Source organism: Mesorhizobium kamtschaticum (assembly GCF_056174585.1).
The window spans coordinates 625,756-646,088 of record NZ_CM149691.1; the positions used below are offsets into that span (position 1 = coordinate 625,756).

The 20,333-nt window shown below is 63.0% G+C and carries 16 protein-coding genes; 5 read left to right on the top strand and 11 right to left on the bottom strand.

What is annotated here, in order from left to right; translation table 11 throughout:
* The first annotated feature begins 64 nt into the window (after positions 1–64).
* From AC0V7N_RS02935 to dapA, 3 genes are all read left to right on the top strand, one after another.
* Positions 65–2,773 (top strand): hypothetical protein, encoded by a 2,709-nt coding sequence (locus AC0V7N_RS02935; RefSeq protein ID WP_496627695.1) that lies wholly within the window; start codon positions 65–67, stop codon positions 2,771–2,773.
* Between the two features lie 297 nt (positions 2,774–3,070).
* Positions 3,071–3,262: a hypothetical protein gene (locus AC0V7N_RS02940; RefSeq protein WP_475454540.1), complete on the top strand. Its 192-nt coding sequence runs from the start codon at positions 3,071–3,073 to the stop codon at positions 3,260–3,262.
* Positions 3,263–3,960: 698 nt separating this feature from the next.
* A complete protein-coding gene (gene dapA, locus AC0V7N_RS02945) occupies positions 3,961–4,914 on the top strand; it encodes a 4-hydroxy-tetrahydrodipicolinate synthase (RefSeq protein ID WP_496627696.1) in 954 nt (317 codons plus the stop codon).
* Here dapA and AC0V7N_RS02950 read toward each other — a convergent pair.
* The 7 genes from AC0V7N_RS02950 to bcoG all read right to left on the bottom strand — a co-directional run bounded on the left by AC0V7N_RS02950 (position 4,873) and on the right by bcoG (position 13,792).
* Positions 4,873–5,193: a hypothetical protein gene (locus AC0V7N_RS02950; RefSeq protein ID WP_475454546.1), complete on the bottom strand. Its 321-nt coding sequence runs from the start codon at positions 5,191–5,193 to the stop codon at positions 4,873–4,875. The genes dapA and AC0V7N_RS02950 overlap by 42 nt on opposite strands.
* Before the next feature lie 679 nt (positions 5,194–5,872).
* Positions 5,873–6,811, bottom strand: a complete 939-nt coding sequence (locus tag AC0V7N_RS02955; protein WP_496627697.1) for an alpha/beta hydrolase fold domain-containing protein — start codon at positions 6,809–6,811, stop codon at positions 5,873–5,875.
* A gap of 215 nt (positions 6,812–7,026) precedes the next feature.
* Positions 7,027–7,809, bottom strand: coding sequence for a carnitinyl-CoA dehydratase (locus AC0V7N_RS02960; RefSeq protein ID WP_475454548.1), 783 nt, complete (start codon positions 7,807–7,809; stop codon positions 7,027–7,029).
* Complete coding sequence (locus AC0V7N_RS02965) at positions 7,802–9,880, bottom strand: acetate--CoA ligase family protein (protein WP_475454550.1); 2,079 nt, start codon at positions 9,878–9,880, stop codon at positions 7,802–7,804. Before AC0V7N_RS02965 ends, AC0V7N_RS02960 begins: the two co-directional genes overlap by 8 nt.
* 86 nt (positions 9,881–9,966) lie before the next feature.
* A complete protein-coding gene (locus AC0V7N_RS02970; RefSeq protein WP_496627698.1) occupies positions 9,967–12,228 on the bottom strand; it encodes a carnitine 3-dehydrogenase in 2,262 nt (753 codons plus the stop codon).
* Entirely contained in the window at positions 12,225–12,854 is a 630-nt protein-coding gene (locus AC0V7N_RS02975) for an HD domain-containing protein (RefSeq protein ID WP_475454556.1), read from the bottom strand. Before AC0V7N_RS02975 ends, AC0V7N_RS02970 begins: the two co-directional genes overlap by 4 nt.
* Positions 12,855–12,868: 14 nt before the next feature.
* Entirely contained in the window at positions 12,869–13,792 is a 924-nt protein-coding gene (gene bcoG / locus AC0V7N_RS02980; protein ID WP_475436700.1) for a 3-dehydrocarnitine:acetyl-CoA trimethylamine transferase BcoG, read from the bottom strand.
* A 136-nt stretch (positions 13,793–13,928) separates the two neighbouring features.
* Here bcoG and AC0V7N_RS02985 point away from each other — a divergent pair, with 136 nt between their 5' ends.
* Entirely contained in the window at positions 13,929–14,909 is a 981-nt protein-coding gene (locus AC0V7N_RS02985; protein WP_475454558.1) for a GlxA family transcriptional regulator, read from the top strand.
* A 14-nt stretch (positions 14,910–14,923) separates the two neighbouring features.
* On the opposite strand, the gene AC0V7N_RS02990 is transcribed toward AC0V7N_RS02985, so the two are convergent.
* Both AC0V7N_RS02990 and xylA read right to left on the bottom strand, forming a co-directional pair.
* On the bottom strand, positions 14,924–15,127 hold the full coding sequence (locus AC0V7N_RS02990) for a hypothetical protein (protein WP_475454560.1): 204 nt from the start codon (positions 15,125–15,127) through the stop codon (positions 14,924–14,926).
* Positions 15,128–15,332: 205 nt separating this feature from the next.
* Positions 15,333–16,658 carry a xylose isomerase gene (xylA, locus tag AC0V7N_RS02995; RefSeq protein ID WP_475454562.1) on the bottom strand — a complete coding sequence of 442 codons (1,326 nt, stop codon included), beginning with the start codon at positions 16,656–16,658 and terminating at the stop codon, positions 15,333–15,335.
* Positions 16,659–16,771: 113 nt separating this feature from the next.
* Between xylA and AC0V7N_RS03000 the strand changes: the two genes are divergently transcribed.
* Positions 16,772–17,134 (top strand): nuclear transport factor 2 family protein, encoded by a 363-nt coding sequence (locus AC0V7N_RS03000; protein WP_475454564.1) that lies wholly within the window; start codon positions 16,772–16,774, stop codon positions 17,132–17,134.
* Between the two features lie 197 nt (positions 17,135–17,331).
* Here AC0V7N_RS03000 and xylB read toward each other — a convergent pair whose 3' ends face one another.
* Both xylB and AC0V7N_RS03010 read right to left on the bottom strand, forming a co-directional pair.
* Positions 17,332–18,786, bottom strand: coding sequence for a xylulokinase (gene xylB, locus AC0V7N_RS03005; protein WP_475454566.1), 1,455 nt, complete (start codon positions 18,784–18,786; stop codon positions 17,332–17,334).
* A gap of 80 nt (positions 18,787–18,866) precedes the next feature.
* The gene (locus AC0V7N_RS03010; RefSeq protein WP_475454568.1) at positions 18,867–20,189 is read right to left on the bottom strand and encodes a tetratricopeptide repeat protein; all 1,323 of its coding nucleotides are present in this window, start codon (positions 20,187–20,189) and stop codon (positions 18,867–18,869) included.
* Positions 20,190–20,333 lie beyond the last annotated feature (144 nt).

The window sequence follows — 20,333 nt, forward strand, 5'->3', positions numbered from 1 at the left end:
TTTATAGCGCATTGATGACAGCGCGGCGCTCATCGGCTAATCTGTTGTGTTCCCGGGGATAGCAATGGGCGAAAAGCACATAGTCATCGCGGTGCATGGGATTCGAGATTTTGGTCAATGGCAGGACCGTCTCGGCGATATTCTGGCTGTCGCCAAGCCTTCAATTGTTACTGAACGATATCGCTTCGGATATTTCAGTGTTCTGGCGTTTCTTATACCGTTTGCGCGCTGGCTGGCCGTAAGAGCGTTTCGTCAACATTTCGAGCAATTGGTGAAAGATAATCCCCAGGCTCATTTCTCTATAGTAGCGCATTCTTTCGGTACACATATCGTCGCTCACGCAATTCGTGGCATGGAGCCCCAGGATATTCCACGAATAAAAACGATCATCCTAGCCGCCAGCGTTCTGCGGTCTTCCTTCGACTGGTCGGCGGTGATCGCCAGAAGTCGAACGAATGGAAAAGGCATCCAACGGGTCCTCAATGACTGTGGCTGGGACGACAACGTCCTGATTCTGAGTCAGCTTTTCGTACTGTTTACGGGCATGGCCGGAAGAGTGGGATTCTATGGCTTTATAGGCGTTGACGTGAAGAACCGTTTTTTCCCTGGTGGACATGGGCATTATTTTAAACCAGCAGGCGTCGATGCCGACGCCTTTATGCGCGAGTGGTGGCTACCGGTTCTGGCTGCGAAAGCCAAACCGCGTGACGGGTTGGCGCTTCCTTCAAACACGATACCCAAAGGCATTTTCTACGCTCTTTTGCGTCTAGCCGATCCCGTCAAGATCTGTGCCTATCTGATGACTTTTCTCTTGGTATGGAACATTGCCTATTTGGAGCCGCGCCGAGCGGCAGCCGAAGAAAGCTCCCGACGGCAATATCAAACCGCCGCGACCCAGATGCAATCCGACCGGTCGGTTCCCACAGCGTTCCTGGCCCTGCTGAGGCTTGTCCATTCACAAAGCGAAAGTGACCCAGCGCACATTCTCGCGCGGTTCGCAGGGCAGCGGCTCAAGTCATTTGATAGGGCAAGCAGCAGCTTAAGAACGGATACGGTCTATGAGTGGGGCGACGGTTCCTATCTGATCCGAGACCAGCCCATCAGGCTTTCGGTACGTCGCCCAATTGTCGAGTACCATTCGACCGACTTTCACTTGTTCGTTCTGGTCGGAGAAGGACGGTCAGTGTGGGTGATCGACGATCGGACCGGGCAGGTCAGGTGGAAGACGTCGATTGACGAGGAAGGATACGACGCATCGCATGTGCACATGTGGCGATTGAAGGGCAGTAGCCACGTTGCGGTGGATTTTGACGTCGAGCAGCCTGAGGAGGATCACACTCCTCACTATGTGATGGATGTGGACTTGGATAAGGGCGATGGGACCTATTTTGGTGGCCACCCGGCGGCGAGCGCGGACTGTGCCTCTATCGAACCCGTGCTTGGGTTGCCGGACAATGATGATGATGACCTGACACCCGAGCAATACAAGGCGGCTCAGGCGAAGTTGGATGAGCAAAGCGCACGCACGAAAACCTGTCTTCTCCCGTTGTCGACAGAAGTTCCCCCGCCATTTCGCTTTCCAGCAGTTTCGTCGGAGCCAAATGTTTGGTCGTCCGTCGTTAGCACCCCCCTTGCCCAGAATGATCCGTCGGCCTCTGGGTGCGCCTCTGGCGGGGTGCTTTTTACTCACGATCTCCGCGAAGACGGTAAGCTGCGGTTTGACGACAGCACGACGGACGATCCTTCGGTCAACGACTTGTCGTTTAATGACGGGAGCTGCATCTACGCCTTTCAAGGGCCGGGTGCCACGAACTACATCGCACTTAGCAAGGTCATGGGCAAAGCGTGGGCCGAATGGCTTATCTGTGAACTTCGAACGGAAGTCGATGTTGGTCGGTGTGTTGAAGCCGGGTTCTACTATCTGGCCAAGGGAGACCTCTCGATGTCTCCGAACCGCCGCTATCTGGCCCTCGCGGGCGATGCCAGCGAGGGCATAGGGAATTCATGGTCCTTCATTGACCTGCAGAACATGGTTGTGGTGGCGCCGACGGTATTCCCTCTTACTCGCGTTAGTGCGGTCGCAATGACCGATGATGCCGTTCTGGTCGCGGCGCCGGCTGCAGCTCCCCGCGGCGCCTTGGAGCTCTGGGCCTACAAATTGACCGACGGTATCCCCGAACTCCTGGCTCGCCAGCTCATCCAGCCACCTGAAAGTTTCGTGCTCCCAGAAGATAGCGATACAAATATCCACGATGCGACACTGTTGATCGCTAGCGGTGGGTCTTTCGTCCTGGCTTCCGTCTTCCAGGAAATTGCCTCCTTGAAGATTTCCTCGGATACAAGCCCGCTAGCATGGGCCGGGTCGGTGCTGCCATGGCTGGCTCCTCCAGCAGAGCCGCCATTGGCAAACTTGTGGACTACGCCCGAAGTCGGACTGCCCGGCAACGTCCCGATCGCGATCACTTACTCCCAGGACAGGGAAATACTCGCCATCAGTGCAGCTAGTCAGATCCGACTCGTGAATACGGCGGATGGCACTTTTCTCACGCCTGTGATCGATATTTCTGCATTTCCTGCCTGCAAGGGGCCGATTGTCGACGTCACAGCCCATGCTGACCTGAGTATCACTGTGACAACGAATAACTGCGTCGCAACCCGACAGGCTCCGTTATCGACAACCGCGCTGGCCGATGTAGAGGCCAATCCCTCACTTTATTTCGGTATGGGAGGAGCTGTCGCTCCAACGCTACCTGGCGAGACTCGCGTACCCTGAAACGCTATTCTCAAAAGTCCATCTGTCCAGATCCCTATGGGACTGTTTCGTTTGTGTGGCCCTTGCCGCGGCGAGCGTTCCATCCCAGGGCGTGAAATGGGATCGCTGGCGCCGGCCATCCCCCATTTGGGCTCCTATGCGCCCGGGCGATAAACATATGACTTTTTTATATTTTTCAGATTTCGCCCGCCTCGAATACAAATGCCGATGCTTTTATCTTTCTGAGTGCAACCGGTCCTGAGCCGCTGCAGGCAGCCGCCACCTCGTGGCGGCGGTACCAGAAGAAGGAAGTCTTCGATGTTCCTCTCAGACGGGCTCTATCTGCCCACCCATCGCCCTTTGCCGGCGTCGCAGGTCGAACAGATCAGGCGTGCGGCCAACAGCAATCGCCGGCCGGTCAGCCTGGTCGCGCCCTTCACACCGACATGGTGGCTCCTGGTCGTCGGCGCCTTGGTGGCCGCCGCCGCGATCGCTGCCCAGCTTTCCTGAAAGGCAGGAGATGACCATGCAAAGCTCCCCTATCCCCCCGACGGAAACGCCCTTCACCGCTTTGTCGTCGGGCGCGATGGCGAAGGCCACTGGATCGCGCGCGACGAGGAAGGCCAGACCGGCGGCGTTTTTGCCGACAGGAATTCCGCTGTGCGTTTCGCCACGATGGAAAGCGGCCATCGCGCCGGTGCGATCCGCTTCGCGCCGGCAAGCGTGCGGCTTTCCCTGTTCAACTGAGCCGCACCTGTTCCGAATTGATCGGAACGATCTGGCCATGGACAATTCCAACGACCCTGCTGGGCCAACCAGCGCCGACCTCATCGGATTGCTTGATCGCCTGCCGCATGTCGGCAGGCTGCTCGAGCACCAGCTTTGGGAGGCGGCACGCGCCCTGTCGCTCGACAGATCGTCCCGGCAAGGCCGGCGATTTGCCGGTCTGATGGAGGTCGGCGCCATCCTGGACGCCGTCCTCCTGCTGGTCGCGTCGTCGAAGCCGGAGCTCTCGGTGTCTTCCATCAGCAGGGTCGGCGAGCGCTGGCTCTGTTCCATTCAAATCACATCCGTAGGGACAACGGCTCGGGCCGCCGCGATCGAAGCAGACCATGTGGACCTGGCTGCCGCACTTCTGTCGGCCCTGCTTTCCTCGCACCTCAAAAAGACGGTGCGTCCAAGAATTCACTCAGGAGACTCTGATTGCCATGACACCAGAACAAGCCCGAATGCGCCTGACCGGAGCGATGACCGCGCTGGTAACGCCGTTCACCGACGGCGAGGTCGATCTGAAGCAGCTGACCGCGCTGTTGCGCTGGCAGATCGAACAAGGGATCAACGGGCTGGTCCCATGCGGCACCACAGGTGAGGCGCCGACCCTGTCGTGGGAGGAGCGCCTGGACATCATTGCGCTGTGCGTAAAGATCGCCGGCGGCAGGGTGCCAGTTATCGCCGGCACTGGAACGAACAGCACCGAGACGACGATCGCCTTTTCGACAGCCGCCGAAGCCTTTGGCGCCGACGCTGCCCTCATCGTGACGCCCTATTACAACAGGCCGAGCCAGGAAGGGATCTTTCGCCATTTCGAGGCAGTCGCGGCCAAGGTCAGGATACCGATCATCGTCTACAATGTGCCGGCACGAACTGGCGTCGACCTGTCGCAGGAGACGATCGAGCGCCTGGCGCAGATCCCGACCATCATCGGCATCAAGGACGCCACCGGCGATGTAAGCCGGCTATCTTCGCTTCCGCCCGTGCTCAGGCGTCGCTTCATCTGCCTCTCCGGCCATGACGCGACGGCGTTCGGCTTCAACACGATGGGCGGGCGCGGGACGATCTCGGTGGTCTCCAACGTTGTGCCGCGACTGTGCGTCGAGATGCATGATGCGTGCCGGCAGGGCGACCACCACACCGCCCGTGCCATCCATCATCGCTTGCGGCCGCTGATCGCGGCGCTTGAACTGGAGAGTAATCCCGTGCCGGTCAAATATGCGCTGAGCCTGGCGCTGGGGCTGAGCCCAGATGTCCGCTTGCCGATGACAGCTGTTCGCCCTGAAACCGAGGTCGCGATACGCGAGGCCATGTTGACGCTGAATGGCGGTAGTGCCGGCGTCGTGCAATCAGGAGCGGTGCCTGCCTCGCCCACGCAGCGGCGGCTTTGACGGAGGCGCCTTGCCATCGACGGCGTAAACCAGCCCCGGCTGGACGATCCATTCACCGGTGCGGAGCGCTTCGACATCGAAGCGCCCCGTGCGGTCGCGCAATGCGACGCCGACGAAATGATATCGCAGTCCGCTCGCATCGACGACCGTATCGGCGATCGGGTGATCGGCGAGCTGGCCGATAATTGCGCCTTGTTCCCTGAGGTTTGCCAGGACGAAATACTCGGTCGGCACCCTGTGGTTGACGCCGAAGGTCAGCCAGGCTGAATGTGATTTCATGGTCGTCTGAAGCCAGTTGTTGGTCGGGCCGCCAGCTAAATTGACGGCCCGGCACTACATAGTCGCTGGCTGCATAGGAATTCGAGAGCAGGTTTTGGCCAGAGTTATAAAGGCCGCATATGTCTGCCCGATCAGGGATTCCGGCGCCGGCGCGGCTCGATACAGTCGGGCGACGGCGTCGTCGCCGGACCGCCAGCGCAGTCGGGGCCGCCGGGTTGCATGTCCGGCCGTGGCGCGCAATCGATTGCTGGTCCGCCACAATCGGGACGGTCCGGCCTATCGGGTCGGTCCGGCCTGTCGGGTCGATCGGGTCGATCCGGGCGATCTCGCCTGCCCGGCCAGTCGGGCCTGTCGGGGCGATCCGGCCTATCAGGTCTGTCGGGGCGCCAAGGTCTGTCCGGCCTCCACGGCCTGTCGGGTCGGTGGTCACGGTCGCGCCAATGGTGGTCGCGCCAGGGGCGGTCGCGATAATCGTCCGTATCGACGCATGCGCTGAGCGTCGCGGCGCAGATGATGAGCGCCAACGCGCTTCCGAGCCTGGTCATGATTGCAGCTGTTTCCTTGCTGTTGGCCACCCACGGGTTGGGTCTGCCCGCCCAGCATTGCGCCTGCATTACGCCGCGTGCGAATGAACCGCGGAACCTGCGCGGTCTGACGCTAGACTAAAGTGGGGCCACGTTCACCAGAGCCAATCGCCCGGTCCAAGTGCGGCTACCGCATCGACGATCCGCGTGAAACTTTCGCGGGCGCGGCCGACCGTGTGCCGGGCCCTGAGATAGCCGTGCACCAAACCCGGCTCCTCGAACCAGGTGGCTCGCCCGCCCGCCGCGACGACCCGATCGCGATAGGTCTCGCCGTCGGAAGACAGCGGGTCGCATTCGGCAGTGATCAGCACCGTTGGCGGCAGTTTGGCGAAATCAGCATCGGCGAGCGGGTACAGGGTGATGTCGCCAGTGCAGTCCGCGCCGCCGGTGCGGATATGCTTGTAGAATTCGAGGTCGCGCATGGTCAGCATCGGCGCTTCGGCATGCGTGAGATAGGAACCCTTCGAGCGGTCGCCGCCAAGGCCGGGATAGATCAGCACCTGGCCAACCGGCCGTTTCGCGTGGCTGCGCGTGGCGTGAGCAACGGCGGCGCAGAGATTGCCGCCGGCGCTGTCGCCGCAGAGCAGGATGGGATGGTCGCGAGTGGACGCAGCCCATGCGAAGGCGGTCATCGCATCGTCGAAAGCGGCCGGATGCATGTGCTCCGGCGCCAGCCGGTAGTCGACGGAGACCACCTCGTAGCCGGTGCGGGCGCAGAGCTCGGCGCAGACGTCGTCATGGCTGTCCAGCCCGCCGAGGATGAAGCCCCCGCCATGGATGTAGAGCACTGTTGCCGCGGCTTGCGGCGCGGTGCGGTAGATGCGGATCGGGATGTTATGCGTTGATGTCGCTATGGCCGAGGTTTCGACTGTCACGCCCACGGGATAGCCGGCAAAGAATTCCCGGCACATGCGGTCGTAGATCGCGCGCTGCTGGGCGATCGTGTAGTCGATCGTATCGGGCGGATAGTAGGAGTTGGTGCGCTCGATGAAGGCCCAGGTCTCGGCGTCGATGAGGGTTTTGTAGTCGGTCATGGCGTCTGGGCCAACTTCGAAGGTTGAGCCCAGGCACCCCCCTCTGTCCTGCCGGACATCTCCCCCTCAAGGGGGGAGATCGGATGTAGCGAATGCTTTCGCCAATCTTCTGCGTCGCAAGAAGAGCGCCGAGACTGAAGCTGCCAATCTCCCCCCTTGAGGGGGAGATGCCCGGCAGGGCAGAGGGGGTGCTTCGCGCTGTCATTTCCGCAGAGTCACTTCCCCTTCCACACCGGGTCGCGCTTTTCGGCAAAGGCGCGGAACCCTTCCATGTTGTCTTCCGAGCCATAGAGCGCATCGACCGTCGCCAACTGGCGGCGCGTCACCCGGTTCATGGCGTCCTGGAAGGTCAGCGCCTCGGCCACGCGCGCCGTCTCCTTGATCGCCGCGAAGACTAGCGGCGGGCCGCTGGCCAGCAGGCGGGCGATCTCCCAGACGCGGTCCTCGAGCTTTTCCTTGGGCAGCACTTCGTTGACCAGGCCCCAGCGATGCGCTTCGGCGACATCCATCCAGCGGCCGGTGAGCAAGAGGTCCATGGCGACATGGTAGGGAATGCGCTTCGGCAGCTTGATCGTCGCCGCATCGGCCAGTGTGCCGGCGCGGATTTCGGGCAGCGCGAAGGAGGAATGATCGGCGGCGTAGATGAGGTCGCAGGACAGCGCCAGCTCGAAGCCGCCGCCGACCGCCATGCCGTTTACGCAAGCAATGACCGGCTTGTTGAGGTCGCGCAGTTCCTGCAGGCCGGCAAAGCCGCCGACGCCATAGTCGCCGTCGACCGCATCGCCGCTGGCGGCCGCCTTCAGGTCCCAGCCGGCGCAGAAGAACTTGTCGCCTGATGTCTTGACGATGGCGACGCGCAATTCCGGATCGTCGCGGAACGCCTTGAAGGTCTCGCCCATCAGCCGCGAGGTCTTGAGGTCGATGGCATTGGCCTTGGGTCGGTCGAGCGTGACCTCGAGGATCGAGCCTTCGCGGCGGGTCGAAATGACGTCAGACATTCTTGTTCTCTCCCAGCACCAGCAGCGCGTCGGCGATCCAGGCGCCCTTGCCTTCGACGCAGACGATCAGCGGGTTGATGTCGAGTTCCTCGATCTCGCCGGCATTTTTCTGCACGAAAGCAGCAATGCCGGCGATGGCGTCGATGGCTGCCGCGACGTCGGCCTTGGGCCGGCCGCGATAGCCTTCGAGCAGCGGGAACAGTTTGAGGCCGCGCAATGCGGCCTCGATGTCGTCGCGCGTCGCTGGCAGCATCAAGGTGACGCTGTCGCGCAGCAATTCAACCAGCACGCCGCCGGTGCCGAGCGTCATCACCGCGCCGAACATCGGATCCCTGGTGAAGCCGACGATCAGCTCGGCGACACCGTCGCGCACCATACGCTCGACATAGAGCCCGGTGCCGAGCGGCAGCAGATCATGCGCCGCCGTGCTGACGGATTCCGCATCCTTGAGGTTGAGCCTGACAGCGCCGACCTCGGATTTGTGGGCGACACCCAGCGCCTTCAGGGCGACGGGAAAGCCCAACGCCATAGACGAGATCACCGCCTCGACCGCATTGCCGGCGCGCTCGCCCTTCGGCACCGGCAGACCGGCCTTGATCAGCCTCGCCTTGGCCTCGGCCTCGTCTGGCGTGACATGATCGCCGCCGGCAGCGCCGGAGGCAGACGTGTCGATTGGCTGCGCCTGCGGTTCGGCCCACGCCCAGCCGATGAAGGCTGCTGCGCCTGCGGCATCCATCGCCTCGGAAATACCGAACAGCGGCACCATGCCGCGCGCCATCAGTTCGGCGGTGTATTCCTCCGGCAGGTTTTCCGGCAGCGAGGAGACGATCGCGCCGTGCGCCTTGTTGGTCTTCAGCGCCGATTCGAAGGCGCGCAGCGTTGCCCACCAGTCGGTGACCGAGCAGCGGTCCGGGCGCGGGAAGTCGAGCACCAGCATGTTCAAATCGAAGCCGCCCGACACCATGGCGGTGAAGGTGGCGGTCATCGCCGGCTCGTTGTTCCAGATGAAGGTGTGGTAGTCGAGCGGGTTGGCGACCGCGACCAGCGGCCCGAGCGTCGATTTGACATGGGCGCGATGGGTGTCGGTCAGCACCGGGAGGTTGACCCAACGGCCTTCGGCGCTGTCGGCCATGACGGACGCTTCGCCGCCCGAACAGCTCATCGACGACAGCCTGTAGCCGGGCAGCGGTCCGGTGATGTGCAGAAGCTTCAGCGCCTCGATGAAGGCAGGAATGGAATCGACGCGCGCAATGCCGAGCCGCCTCAGGAAAGCGCCCGAGGCCGCGTCCGAACCGGCGAGCGAGGCGGTATGCGAGACGGTTGCTTGTCGCGCCTGCTCGGAACGCCCGACCTTCATGGCGATAATCGGTTTTCTTAGCTCGCGCGCCCTGGCCGCCAATCGTTCGAAGCCGGCTACGGAGTCAAAAGCCTCGATGTGCAAGCCGAGCGAGGTCACCCGATCGTCCTCGATCAGGCCGAGCGCCATTTCGGAGAGGCCGGTCTGTGCCTGGTTGCCGGCGGTCATCAGGAAGGCGATCGGCAGGCCACGCCTCTGCATCGTCATGTTGATGGCGATGTTGGAGGACTGGGTGATGATGGCGACACCCTTGCCGCCCTCCTCCAGCCTGATGCCGCCATGCTGGTCGGGCCACAAAAGTGCGCCGTCGGCATAGTTGATCAGGCCGTAGCAGTTCGGCCCGATGATCGGCATCTGGCCGGCAGCGGCGACCAGTTCGGCCTGCAGCCGCTCGCCATCATCGTCATAGGCCTCGGTTTCGAGGAAGCCGGCGGCAAAGCAGACGGCGCCGCCGGCGCCGCGCTCGGCCAGCGCCTTGATGACCTCGATGGTCAGGTGCCGGTTGACGCCGACAAAGGCGGCATCCGGCGCGCCGGGCAGATCGGCGACCGAACGATAGGCCTTGCGTCCGGCAACCTCTTCCTTGGTCGGATGCACCGGCCAGATTTCGCCGGCAAAACCCATCTTGATCGACTGCGCAACGACGGCGGCCGCTTGCACGCCACCAAAGACGGCGATCGATTTCGGGCGCAGGAGACGTTCGAGTTTATGCATGGTCATCTTTTCGTTTGAGCATCATCTCAGGACAAACGATCTCGTTTGTCCGACAAAGCCGAATCCCGACTTTGGGCGATCATGCTCTAAGCTCCGAACGGACGCAGCAGCGCCCGCGAAATAATATGTCGCTGAATCTCCGAAGTGCCTTCCCAGATGCGCTCGACGCGGGCGTCGCGCCAGATGCGCTCCAGCGGCAGGTCGTCCATCAGTCCCATGCCGCCATGGACCTGTATGGCTTCATCGGCGACGAAAGCGAGCATCTCGGTGGCCTTGAGCTTGGCCATGGCCATGTCCTGGTCGGTGACGGTGCCCTGATCGTACTTCCAGCCGGCTTCGAACACCATCAGGTCGGCGGCTTTCAGTTCGGTCGCCATGTCGGCGAGCTTGAACGATACGCCCTGGAACTTGCCGATCTGCTGGCCGAACTGCTGGCGCTGCGCGGCATATTCGACGGCATGGCCCAGCGCCCGCTCGGCACGGCCGAGACAGGTGGCGCCAACCTGCAGGCGGGTGGCGCCGAGCCAGGAATTGGCGACGTCGAAGCCCTTGTGCACCTCACCGAGAACCTGGCTTGCCGGCAGCCGGCAATCGTCGAATTCGAGGATGGCGTTGGTATAGCCGCGATGCGAGACGTTGCGATAACCGTCGCGCACGGTGAAGCCTTTGGTGCCCTTGTCGACGAAGAAGGCGGTGATCTTCTTGCGTTTTCCGCGCGGCGAATCCTCTTCGCCGGAAGCCATGAAGACGATGGCGAAATCGGCGAGATCCGCATGGCTGATGAAATGCTTGGTGCCGTTCAGCACCCAGTCGTCGCCATCCTGCACCGCTGTCGCCTTCATGCCGCGCAGATCGGAGCCGGCGCCCGGCTCGGTCATCGCCAGGCAATCCCACTTCTCGCCGCGAATGCACGGGAACAGATACTTTTCGCGCTGCTCCGGCGTGCCGGCCAAAAGGATGTTGGAGGGGCGCGCCACACAGGTCCAGTGAAGTGCGTAATTGGCGCGGCCGAGTTCTTTTTCGTAGAGCAGCCAGGTCACCGTATCGAGGCCCGCGCCGCCGACGTCCGCCGGCATGTTGGCTGCATAGAGCCCGGCTTCGATCGCCTTGGCCTTGATCTCCTCGATCAGCTCGCGGCGCAGCACGCCGGTGCGCTCCACCTCGCGCTCATGCGGATAAAGCTCGTTCTCGACGAAGGCGCGCGTCGTCTCGACGATGAGTTTTTGTTCCTCCGAAAGACCGAAATCCATGGTCTCAGCCTTTCTTCTTTTCTTCGGCTTCTCAGCCTTTTTCACCGGCTTGGTGGCCTTGGCCTTCTCGGCGGCTTTTGAAGCCGCCGGCTTCTTCGCCGCCAGCTTTGCGAGCTGCTTGGTATAGTCCTTGTGCAGCGCGCCGGCACCCCAGCCCTTGCCCTTGTTTTGCTTCGACAGCGCATCCATGATCGCGACCAGATTGTCGTCGCGGATCTTTTCAAGCTCGCGGATCGACAGGCCGTGCGCCTGATCATCCGACTGGGTGGCGATCAGGTCGACCAGTTCGTCGTTGAATTCCGGCACGTCCATCAGCTTGGTCCACGGCCATTTCAGGCACGGCCCGAACTGCGCCATGAAGTGGCGCATGCCGGCCTCGCCGCCGGCGACGCGATAGACCTGGAACATGCCCATCTGCGCCCAGCGCAGGCCGAAGCCGTAGCGCATGATGTCGTCGAGTTCCTCGACGGTGCAGATGCCGTCCTTGATCAGCCACAGCGCCTCGCGCCACGCTGCCTCAAGCAGGCGGTCGCCGACGAAAGCCTCGATCTCCTTGCGGATGACGACAGGCTTCATGCCGATCGAGGCATAGATCTCCTTGGCGACCTCGATGGCTTCAGGGAAAGTCTGCTCGCCGCCGACGATCTCGACCAGCGGCAGGAGATAGACCGGATTGAACGGATGGCCGACGACCAGCCGCTCCGGGTGCTTCTTCATCGCCACCTGCATGTCGGTCGGCTTGATGCCTGATGTGGACGAGCCGACGATGGCGTTGGCCGGCGCGTGGGCGTCGATCTCGGCAAGGACCTTGTGCTTGAGATCGAGCCGCTCCGGCACGCTTTCCTGGATGAAATCGGCATCGGCCACCGCCTCGGCGATGGTCTTGGCGAAGGTCAGCTTGCCCTCTTTCGGCAGGCCGCCGGGCACCATCTGCTTATAGGCGCGGCGCGCGCCCTTCATCACTTCCGAGACCTTGCGCGAGGCCTCGGGATCGGGATCGAAGATCGACACGTCGATGCCGTTGAGCAGCAGGCGCGCCACCCAGCCGGCGCCGATGACACCGCCGCCAATGGCGGCCGCCTTGTTGATGATGCTCATGCGGAAGCTCCGGTTCTTGTCTTGGCTGTCTGTGGATCGATGAGAGGCACGCGCTCGCCAGCGCGGATCACGGATGCGTCGTAGGCCTTGCGGGCAAAGACTTCGAGCACGAAGGGCCGGAAGAACTCGATCGGCAGCATTTCGTAATCGGGGTCGAAGCTCGACTGGTCCCAGCGTTCGCAAAACTGGTCGCAATCGTCGAAATAGGCGTGGCCGGCAAAACGGTCGCGGGCATGGCGGTTGCCACCGAGATGATGGGCGTAATAGAGGCGCTGGAAGTCGCCGTGCTTTTCCACCACCCAGGTGCATTGCTCGCGCACGAAGGGTTTCAAGATCGAAGCGGCATATTCGTCGTGGTTGTAGGGCGCGTAGATGTCGCCGATGTCATGCAGCAGCGCGCAGGCGATCCAGTCGGTGTCGGCGCCGTCGCGCCAGGCGCGCGTCGCCGCCTGCAGCGAATGGCCGAGCCGGGTGATCTTGTAGCCCGACAGGCCTTCATCGAGTTGCACCAGCGCGTCGAGCAGCCGATCGCCGGTCTTGGCGGCATAGTCGATTTCATGGGCGGTCAGGAACTCATAGTCGTCCTTGTCGCCATCCTTCATCGCGGTGAACTTGACAGTTGTCATGACTGCCTCCCGCTCTAAGCCGCGGCTGCGATCGGCGCCCGCTTGGTCAGGTTGAGCTTCTTGCGCACTTCCTCCGGGCCGAGGATCCTGGCGCCGAGATTGGTGACGATGCTGGCGGCGCGCTCGACCAGTTGCGCGTTGGTGGCGAGCACGCCCTTGTCGAGCCACAGATTGTCTTCCAGCCCGACGCGGACATTGCCGCCGGCGAGCACGGCCGCCGCCGCATAGGCCATCTGGTTGCGGCCGATGGCGAAGGCCGACCAGTTCCAGGTCGACGGCACGTTGTTGACCATGGCCATGAAAGTGTTGAGATCGTCAGGCGCGCCCCACGGCACGCCCATGCAGAGCTGCACCAGCGCGTCGGGGTTGAGCACCTTTTCCTCGACCAGCTGCTTGGCGAACCAGAGATGGCCGGTGTCGAAAGCCTCGATCTCGGGCTTGACGCCGAGCGCCGTCATCATGCCGCCCATGGCGCGCAGCATGCCGGGCGTGTTGGTCATGACATAGTCGGCCTCGGCGAAGTTCATGGTGCCGCAGTCGAGCGTGCAGATTTCCGGCAGGCACTGGCGCACATGTTCCATGCGGTTGGTGGCGCCGCCCATGTCGGTGCCCTTTTCGTTGAGCGGCAGCGGCGCTTCCGGCGAGCCGAACACCATGTCGCCGCCCATGCCGGCGGTCAGGTTCAGGATGACATCGACGTTCGCGTCACGGATGCGCTCGGTCACTTCACGGTAGAGATGCACATCGCGGCGCGGTTTGCCGGTCTCGGGGTCGCGCACATGGCAGTGGACGATGGCAGCACCGGCCTTGGCCGCATCGATGGCCGAATCGGCGATCTGCTTGGGCGAGCGCGGCACATGGGGGCTGCGATCCTGCGAGCCGCCGGATCCGGTCACGGCACAGGTAATGAAAACCTCGCGGTTCATCGCAAGCGGCATGGAATTCTCCTCCTAGTCGAAACAGCCACGCATGTCGCCCAAAAGTGGGAACCGGTTTTGGGACAACGACATGCACAGGAACCCGCACAACATTGCGCGACTTGCCGGGAACTGTTTTGCGTTTTACGAAGGTCACATGATGAAAAACGAAAAAACGACAATCTTTCGCGTCGAGCAGTCGCCGCTCAAGGTTACGATGCTGGTGTTTTCCGGAGCATCCATCATGTGCGTGGCATGCGCCGTCGATCCGCTGCGCGCCGCCAACCGCATCGCCGGCGAAACCCTGTTCGACTTCAAACTGGTTTCGGTGACCGGGGAGGCGCCGGTCACGACATGCGGCCTGCCGGTGGCGGTCAGCGGCCGGTTCGATGCGACGGAGCCGACCGATGTCCTTGTCGTGGTCGCAGGCTTCGGCACGCAGAACTATGTCACGTCTGCCTTGCTCGCCGGCCTGCGCCGCGCGGCACGGTCGGCCCGCGCCTGCGGCGGCGTCGAGGCAGGCACATGGCTGGTGGCGCGCGCCGGCTTGCTGGAGGGGCGCAGCGCCACCACCCATTGGGAGGACATGGAGGATTTTTCGTCGGCCTTTCCAGGCGTCGACGTGCGCCCCGATCGCTACATCATCGATGGGCCGGTGTTCACCACGGGCGGTGCGTCGCCGACCCTGGACCTGATGTTGCACCTGATCCGCACCCGGCTCGGCATGGCCGTGGCGCTGGATGTGGCAAGCGCGTTCATCTACGACCAGGCGCGCGTGGCGACCGATGCGCAGCCGCTGGTCTCGCTCGGCCGGCTCGACGGCTACGATCCACGCCTGGCGCAGGCCATCCGGCTGATGGAGGCGCATGTCGACCAGCCGCTGACCATAGAGGCTATAGCCAAGCGTGCCGGGGTGACAGCGCGGACACTGGAAAGCATCTTTCGCAAGTCGATCGGCGAGACGCCGGGCGCCTATTATCTGAGGCTGCGCCTGGGCGCGGCGCGCCGGCTGGTGGTCGACACGCGTGTGGCCATGGCCGATACTGCCGGGCGGACGGGATTCTCGTCCGCCGCGGCATTTTCCAGAGCGTTTTCAAGAGCTTTTGGCGAAGCCCCGGTCAGGCTTCGCCGAGGATAATCATGTCCAGGGGATTACGCGGCGTTCTGTCGATCGCTACCGGCGTCCATCTGCGAGCGCATCTGCCTCGCCAGACGGACTTCAAATCGGCTGCTGACAGCGCGATCCCATTCGTTCTTCACATTGTCGGTCGGCCGCGGCAGCGCCATCAGCCGGTCGATGATCGATCCGGTCTCGCCGGATGACAGTAGGGCGTCGATTTCGCGTTCGTGCTGCATATCGGTTCGCCTCCTTCCTTTTCACCCGCCACAAGGTCACTCTTATACGAGATACGTGACGGCAGTTTGAAGGCAAGAGCGAGGTGATTGAGGGGCGCGAAGGGGCAAAACCTTGTCGCCGGATGCGCCCTTTGGCGCAAAGCCGTTCCAGGGCGGCAGGAGTGTTATCCAGCCGCCCCTCGAGCATACGAATCGGCCCTCCGCCTCAGACGTAGCGGTTGACGATGTTTTCCAGCAATTCCTGGCGGCCGGAGCGCGGCTGCGGCTCGATCTTCTTCTTCACCACACGCTCGGCGATGTCCTCCAGCGTGCGCTTGCCGGACAGCATCGCCTTGCCCTCGGCCGTGTTCCAGCCGGCATAACGTTCAGCCAGCGGAGCCGACAGCGCCTTGTCCTCGACCATGCGGGCAGCTGCCTTCAGACCGCGTGCGCAAGAGTCCATGCCGCCGATATGGCCGATCAGCAGATCCTGCGGATCGAGCGACTGGCGGCGCAGCTTGGCGTCGAAATTGGTGCCGCCGGTCTTGAAGCCGCCGGCCTGCAGGACCTGGTAGTAGGCGAGCGCCATTTCCGGCACGTTGTTGGGGAACTGGTCGGTGTCCCAGCCGGACTGATAGTCGTTGCGGTTCATGTCGATCGAGCCGAAGACGCCGAGCGCATTGGCCAGCGCCAGTTCGTGCTCGAAGGAATGGCCGGCGAGGATGGCATGGCCCTGTTCGATGTTGAGTTTTACTTCCTTCTCCAGGCCGAAGCGCTTGAGGAAGCCATACACGGTGGCGACGTCGTAGTCGTACTGATGCTTGGTCGGCTCCTGCGGCTTCGGTTCGATCAGGATGGTGCCCTTGAAGCCGATCTTGTGCTTGTAGTCGACGACGAGGCTGAGGAAGCGACCGGCCTGTTCCTGCTCGCGGGCAAGGTCGGTGTTGAGCAGCGTCTCATAGCCCTCGCGCCCGCCCCACAGCACATAGTTCTCGCCCTTCAGCCGCTTGGTGACGTCGATGCAGCTTTTCACAGTCGCCGCCGCATAGGCAAAGACATCCGGATCGGGATTGGTGGCGGCGCCCGACATGAAGCGGCGATTGGAGAACAGGTTCGCCGTGCCCCAGAGCAGCTTGACGCCGGTCTGCTTCATCTTGCCGGCAAAGTAATCGGCGATCTCGTCGAGACGGGCAGCGCTTTCGGAGAAATCCTTGCCCTCCGGCCGCACATCGGCGTCGTGGAAGCAGAAATAGGGTGCGCCGAGCAGCGAGAACATCTCGAAGGCGACGTCGGCCTTGAGTTTTGCCAGTTCCATCGTATCGATGCCGCCGGCCTTGGGGAACCAGGGACGGTCGAAGGTCTGGCCGCCGAAGGGATCGCCGCCCGGCCAGGCGAAGGAGTGCCAGTAGGCGACGGCGAAGCGCAGATGGTCTTCCAGCCGCTTGCCGGCCACGACCTCGTCCGGATTGTAGAACCGGTAGGCCAGCGGATTGGTCGAATCCGGCCCCTCATATTTGATCTTCTGGATGTCGCCGAAAAATCCGCTGCTCATGATTTCTGTCCTCTCTCGAATAGTTCGCCCTGATTACCTCAGGCGTAATTGGTTTAGGTCCTGGGCTGGTCGAAAAAGCCGATGTCAAAGCCACCAAACAAAGGAGACAGACCATGACCGACCTCAACGCAATCGCCGATGGCTACATCACCGCCTGGAACGAAAGCGATGTCGCCCGCCGCGCCGAATTGCTCAAGGCGACCTTCACCGAAGACGTCAGCTATCGCGATCCGCTGATGCAGGGCGACGGCCATGAAGGCGTCGCCGCGCTGATCGACGGCGTGCAACAGCGCTTTGCCGGCTTCAGGTTCTCGCTGAAGGGCACGCCGGACGGCTTTGCCGACAAGATCCGCTTCTCCTGGAATCTCGGCCCGGAGGGTGTCCCTTCGGTCATCGAAGGCACCGATATCGGCGTCATCGAGAACGGCCGCCTGAAGAGCGTCACCGGATTTCTGGACAAGGTGCCGGCGCAGTGAGGCTTTGCTGGCTGGGTGGACGCGAGGCGCCCCCCTCTGGCCTGCCGGCCATCTCCCCCTCAAGGGGGGAGATTGGCTGATTTTTCTACCTTCGCCAACCACCAACCCTGCAAGACTGGCACAGTCGTCGACACCGCCAATCTCCCCCCTAGAGGGGGAGATGCCCGGCAGGGCAGAGGGGGGTGCCTCGCACTGACTCACGCCGTAACGCCCCTGATCGCCGGATACAGCGCGCGATAGCGATGATACGCGTCCGCATACGCCCCACCAAGCGCGGCATCCGGCTCGATCGTGGCATCCGTCCTTGGCGCGGAGCACACGGCCAGCGGATCGGCGCCGGTCGCCGCGATCAGCCCGAGCCTGGCGGCGCCAAAGGCGGCGCCGAAATCGCCGTCGGCGGGAATATCCACCGGCACCTGCAGCGCGGTGGCGATCGATTTCAACCAGTAGCGCGAGCGGGAGCCGCCGCCGATCGCGGTCACGCGCGTCAATGTGGTGCCGGCCGTCTTCAGGGCTTCGAGGCTGTCGCGGAAAGCGAAGGCGACACCTTCGAGCACCGCCTGCGTCAGCACCGCGCGGCTCGATTCATGCGCAAGCCCGGTGAAGGACCCGCGAATGGCGGAATCATTGTGCGGCGTGCGCTCGCCCGAGAGATAGGGCAGGAAGGACACGCCGGTCGGCGCCTTCAGTGTGTCACCCAGTTCAGCGGTCAGCTCGCCGGCGCCTTTGCCGGTGATCTCCGACAGCCAGTTGAGCGAATCGGTCGCCGACAGGATGACCCCCATCTGGTGCCAGGTGTTGGGCAGCGCATGGCAGAATGTGTGGACAGCACTTGCCGGGTTGGGCAGATAGGACGCGTTGGCGGCAAACAGCACGCCCGACGTGCCGAGCGAGACAAAGGCATGGCCGGCGCCGACCGTGCCCATGCCGCAGGCCGAGGCCGCGTTGTCGCCGGCGCCGCCGGCAATGGGGATGCCGGCCTCGACGCCCCATTTCGACGCCAGCTCGGCACGCAGCCCGCCGGCCTTCTCAGTGCCCTCGACCAGCGACGGCATTTGGCTCTCGTCAAGCGAGGTGACAGCGAGCAGATCCGGCGACCAGCGGCGCTTGCCGACATCGAGCCAGGATGTGCCGGCAGAATCGGACATTTCCGAAATGTGCTCGCCGGTCAGCCAAAGCCGCAAAAAGTCCTTCGGCAGCAGCACCTTCGCAACTTTGGCGAAGACAGCAGGCTCATTGTTCTTCACCCAGGCGAGCTTTGGCGCGGTGAAGCCGGGAAAGACGATGTTGCCGGTCAGCGCGCGAAAGCGCGGATCGGCGTCAAGTGCGGCCGCCTCGACATGGCTGCGCGTGTCGTTCCACAGGATGCAGGGGCGCAGCACATGATCGGCCGCATCGAGCAAGGTGGCGCCATGCATCTGGCCCGACAGGCCGATGCCTTTCACCGCCGCGAACTGCCTGGGATAAGAGGCCCTCAGTTCGGCGATCGCGTCTTCGCAGGCGCGTATCCAGTGGGACGGATCCTGCTCGGACCAGCCGGGATGTGGCCGCGAGACATCAAGCGCGCCATGGCCGGAGCCGACGACAGTCTGCCCGGCATCGATCAGCAGCGCCTTGACGCCCGACGTGCCCAGGTCGAGGCCGAGATACATGTTTTCCTCCCACGTCCTTATTTTTTCGGATCCCGAAAAAATCTGGCCGAGCCAGTTTTTAAGGCAAGATCGGCTTGCGGTCAATTCTCTGACAAATCGGCCGCGCGTCGTGAGAACAGCGCCGACAGTGGACTGTCCGGCCGTGCCGTCGAACGCTCGGCGGTGAGCGCCCTGGCCAACGCGCCGTCACCGGCCCGCAAGGCTGCTTCGATCAGCGTCAGGTCGATGACATCGCGTTGTGCATGGCTGCCGCCGAAATGATGGGCGATCGCCCGGATTGGCTGGATCAGGCGCATGGCCTCGCTGTAGTTGCCCGCGCCGAAGGCCTTGATCGCCAGCGTCAGGGGATGGCCGACATCGCGAGTGAAGGCGGCGTTGTCGTCATTGCCGCGCATGGCCTCGCGCTGCGCCTCGAGCAAGGTGCGGGCCGGGGCGTCGAGCCCGGCGCCGACAAAGGCCATCATCGCATGCGCATCGTTGAAGGCATAGTCCCCGGCGCCGGCCTTGGGCCAGTTGGCGGCGAGCGCCGTCCAGCGGTCGCCGACATCGACGCCGCCGAGATAAAGCCGCCACAGGATCGCCGAGGCATCGACCATGTTCAGCGCCATTGTTGATGGCGTGCCGTAGATCGACCCATCATAGATCGCCAGCACCTCGTCGATCTCGCCAAGGTCATAGTGAAACAGCGCCAGGTGCCACCAATTGTGCACCTTGAGGAAACTGTCCTTCGTCCAAGCCTCGGGGTCGGCGCGCATCCAGGCGATGCCATCCCTTTGCCGGCTTTGCATTTCCATGACATGCGCCACGGCATGCTGTGCCCAGCCGTCGCGCGGCTCGATCCCGACCGCCGTGCGGCCGAGCTTTTCGGCTAATGCGTACTCGCCCATCTCCTCCAGCCCGAAGGCCTGCATGCCGAGCATGGCGTGGTAGCCCGGCATGTCGTTCTGCCAGGACGGCAAGGCGCGGGCGATGCGGTCGCGCAGCAACCGGGCATTGCCGGTGAAGAAGTCGATCTGGTGCCCGACCTGCAGCGCCACCGCGTCGAGCGGGGCGTCGATGGCGATGTCCTCGAGAATGCGGGCGGCGTCATGCCAGCGCCCGCCGGCGAGATGGCCAAGGGCCAAGACATGCGCCTGTTCGCGCGTTGTCGCGGCAAGCGGCAGGGCCGTCTCATGGCAGGCCCTGGCCACCGCCGTCGCGTCCCGCTCGGTGGCAAGGCCAAAGAGGTAGCCCTTGAAGACATGCGCCATGACAAATCCGGGATTTTCCGCGATGGCGCGATCGACGGAGCCGACGGGATCGCCGATGAAGCACTGCAATTGGCGTACCGCCTCGCTGTAGGGCGTGAACCCCGCTTCCGTCGCGCCCGAGAATGCCAGGCCGAATGTGTCCTTGATTGGCATGCAATTTCCTTTGACCGGCGTGTTGTGGGCACGATGCCCTCGGTCCAAGGCGATCATAAAGCATGGGCCACAGACGCGCCAACCATGCACTGCGCGCGTCTACTTCAGTAGATTTTGCAGTTCATCAACCATGACTGGCAGATT

What these genes read in the sequence shown, in the direction of transcription:
- AC0V7N_RS02935 (WP_496627695.1), top strand. Translation starts at nt 65, where the DNA reads ATGGGCGAAAAGCACATAGTCATCGCGGTGCATGGGATTCGAGATTTT.
- AC0V7N_RS02940 (WP_475454540.1), top strand. Translation starts at nt 3,071, where the DNA reads ATGTTCCTCTCAGACGGGCTCTATCTGCCCACCCATCGCCCTTTGCCG.
- dapA (WP_496627696.1), top strand. Translation starts at nt 3,961, where the DNA reads ATGACACCAGAACAAGCCCGAATGCGCCTGACCGGAGCGATGACCGCG.
- AC0V7N_RS02950 (WP_475454546.1), bottom strand. Translation starts at nt 5,193, where the DNA reads ATGAAATCACATTCAGCCTGGCTGACCTTCGGCGTCAACCACAGGGTG.
- AC0V7N_RS02955 (WP_496627697.1), bottom strand. Translation starts at nt 6,811, where the DNA reads ATGACCGACTACAAAACCCTCATCGACGCCGAGACCTGGGCCTTCATC.
- AC0V7N_RS02960 (WP_475454548.1), bottom strand. Translation starts at nt 7,809, where the DNA reads ATGTCTGACGTCATTTCGACCCGCCGCGAAGGCTCGATCCTCGAGGTC.
- AC0V7N_RS02965 (WP_475454550.1), bottom strand. Translation starts at nt 9,880, where the DNA reads ATGCATAAACTCGAACGTCTCCTGCGCCCGAAATCGATCGCCGTCTTT.
- AC0V7N_RS02970 (WP_496627698.1), bottom strand. Translation starts at nt 12,228, where the DNA reads ATGAGCATCATCAACAAGGCGGCCGCCATTGGCGGCGGTGTCATCGGC.
- AC0V7N_RS02975 (WP_475454556.1), bottom strand. Translation starts at nt 12,854, where the DNA reads ATGACAACTGTCAAGTTCACCGCGATGAAGGATGGCGACAAGGACGAC.
- bcoG (WP_475436700.1), bottom strand. Translation starts at nt 13,792, where the DNA reads ATGCCGCTTGCGATGAACCGCGAGGTTTTCATTACCTGTGCCGTGACC.
- AC0V7N_RS02985 (WP_475454558.1), top strand. Translation starts at nt 13,929, where the DNA reads ATGATGAAAAACGAAAAAACGACAATCTTTCGCGTCGAGCAGTCGCCG.
- AC0V7N_RS02990 (WP_475454560.1), bottom strand. Translation starts at nt 15,127, where the DNA reads ATGCAGCACGAACGCGAAATCGACGCCCTACTGTCATCCGGCGAGACC.
- xylA (WP_475454562.1), bottom strand. Translation starts at nt 16,658, where the DNA reads ATGAGCAGCGGATTTTTCGGCGACATCCAGAAGATCAAATATGAGGGG.
- AC0V7N_RS03000 (WP_475454564.1), top strand. Translation starts at nt 16,772, where the DNA reads ATGACCGACCTCAACGCAATCGCCGATGGCTACATCACCGCCTGGAAC.
- xylB (WP_475454566.1), bottom strand. Translation starts at nt 18,786, where the DNA reads ATGTATCTCGGCCTCGACCTGGGCACGTCGGGCGTCAAGGCGCTGCTG.
- AC0V7N_RS03010 (WP_475454568.1), bottom strand. Translation starts at nt 20,189, where the DNA reads ATGCCAATCAAGGACACATTCGGCCTGGCATTCTCGGGCGCGACGGAA.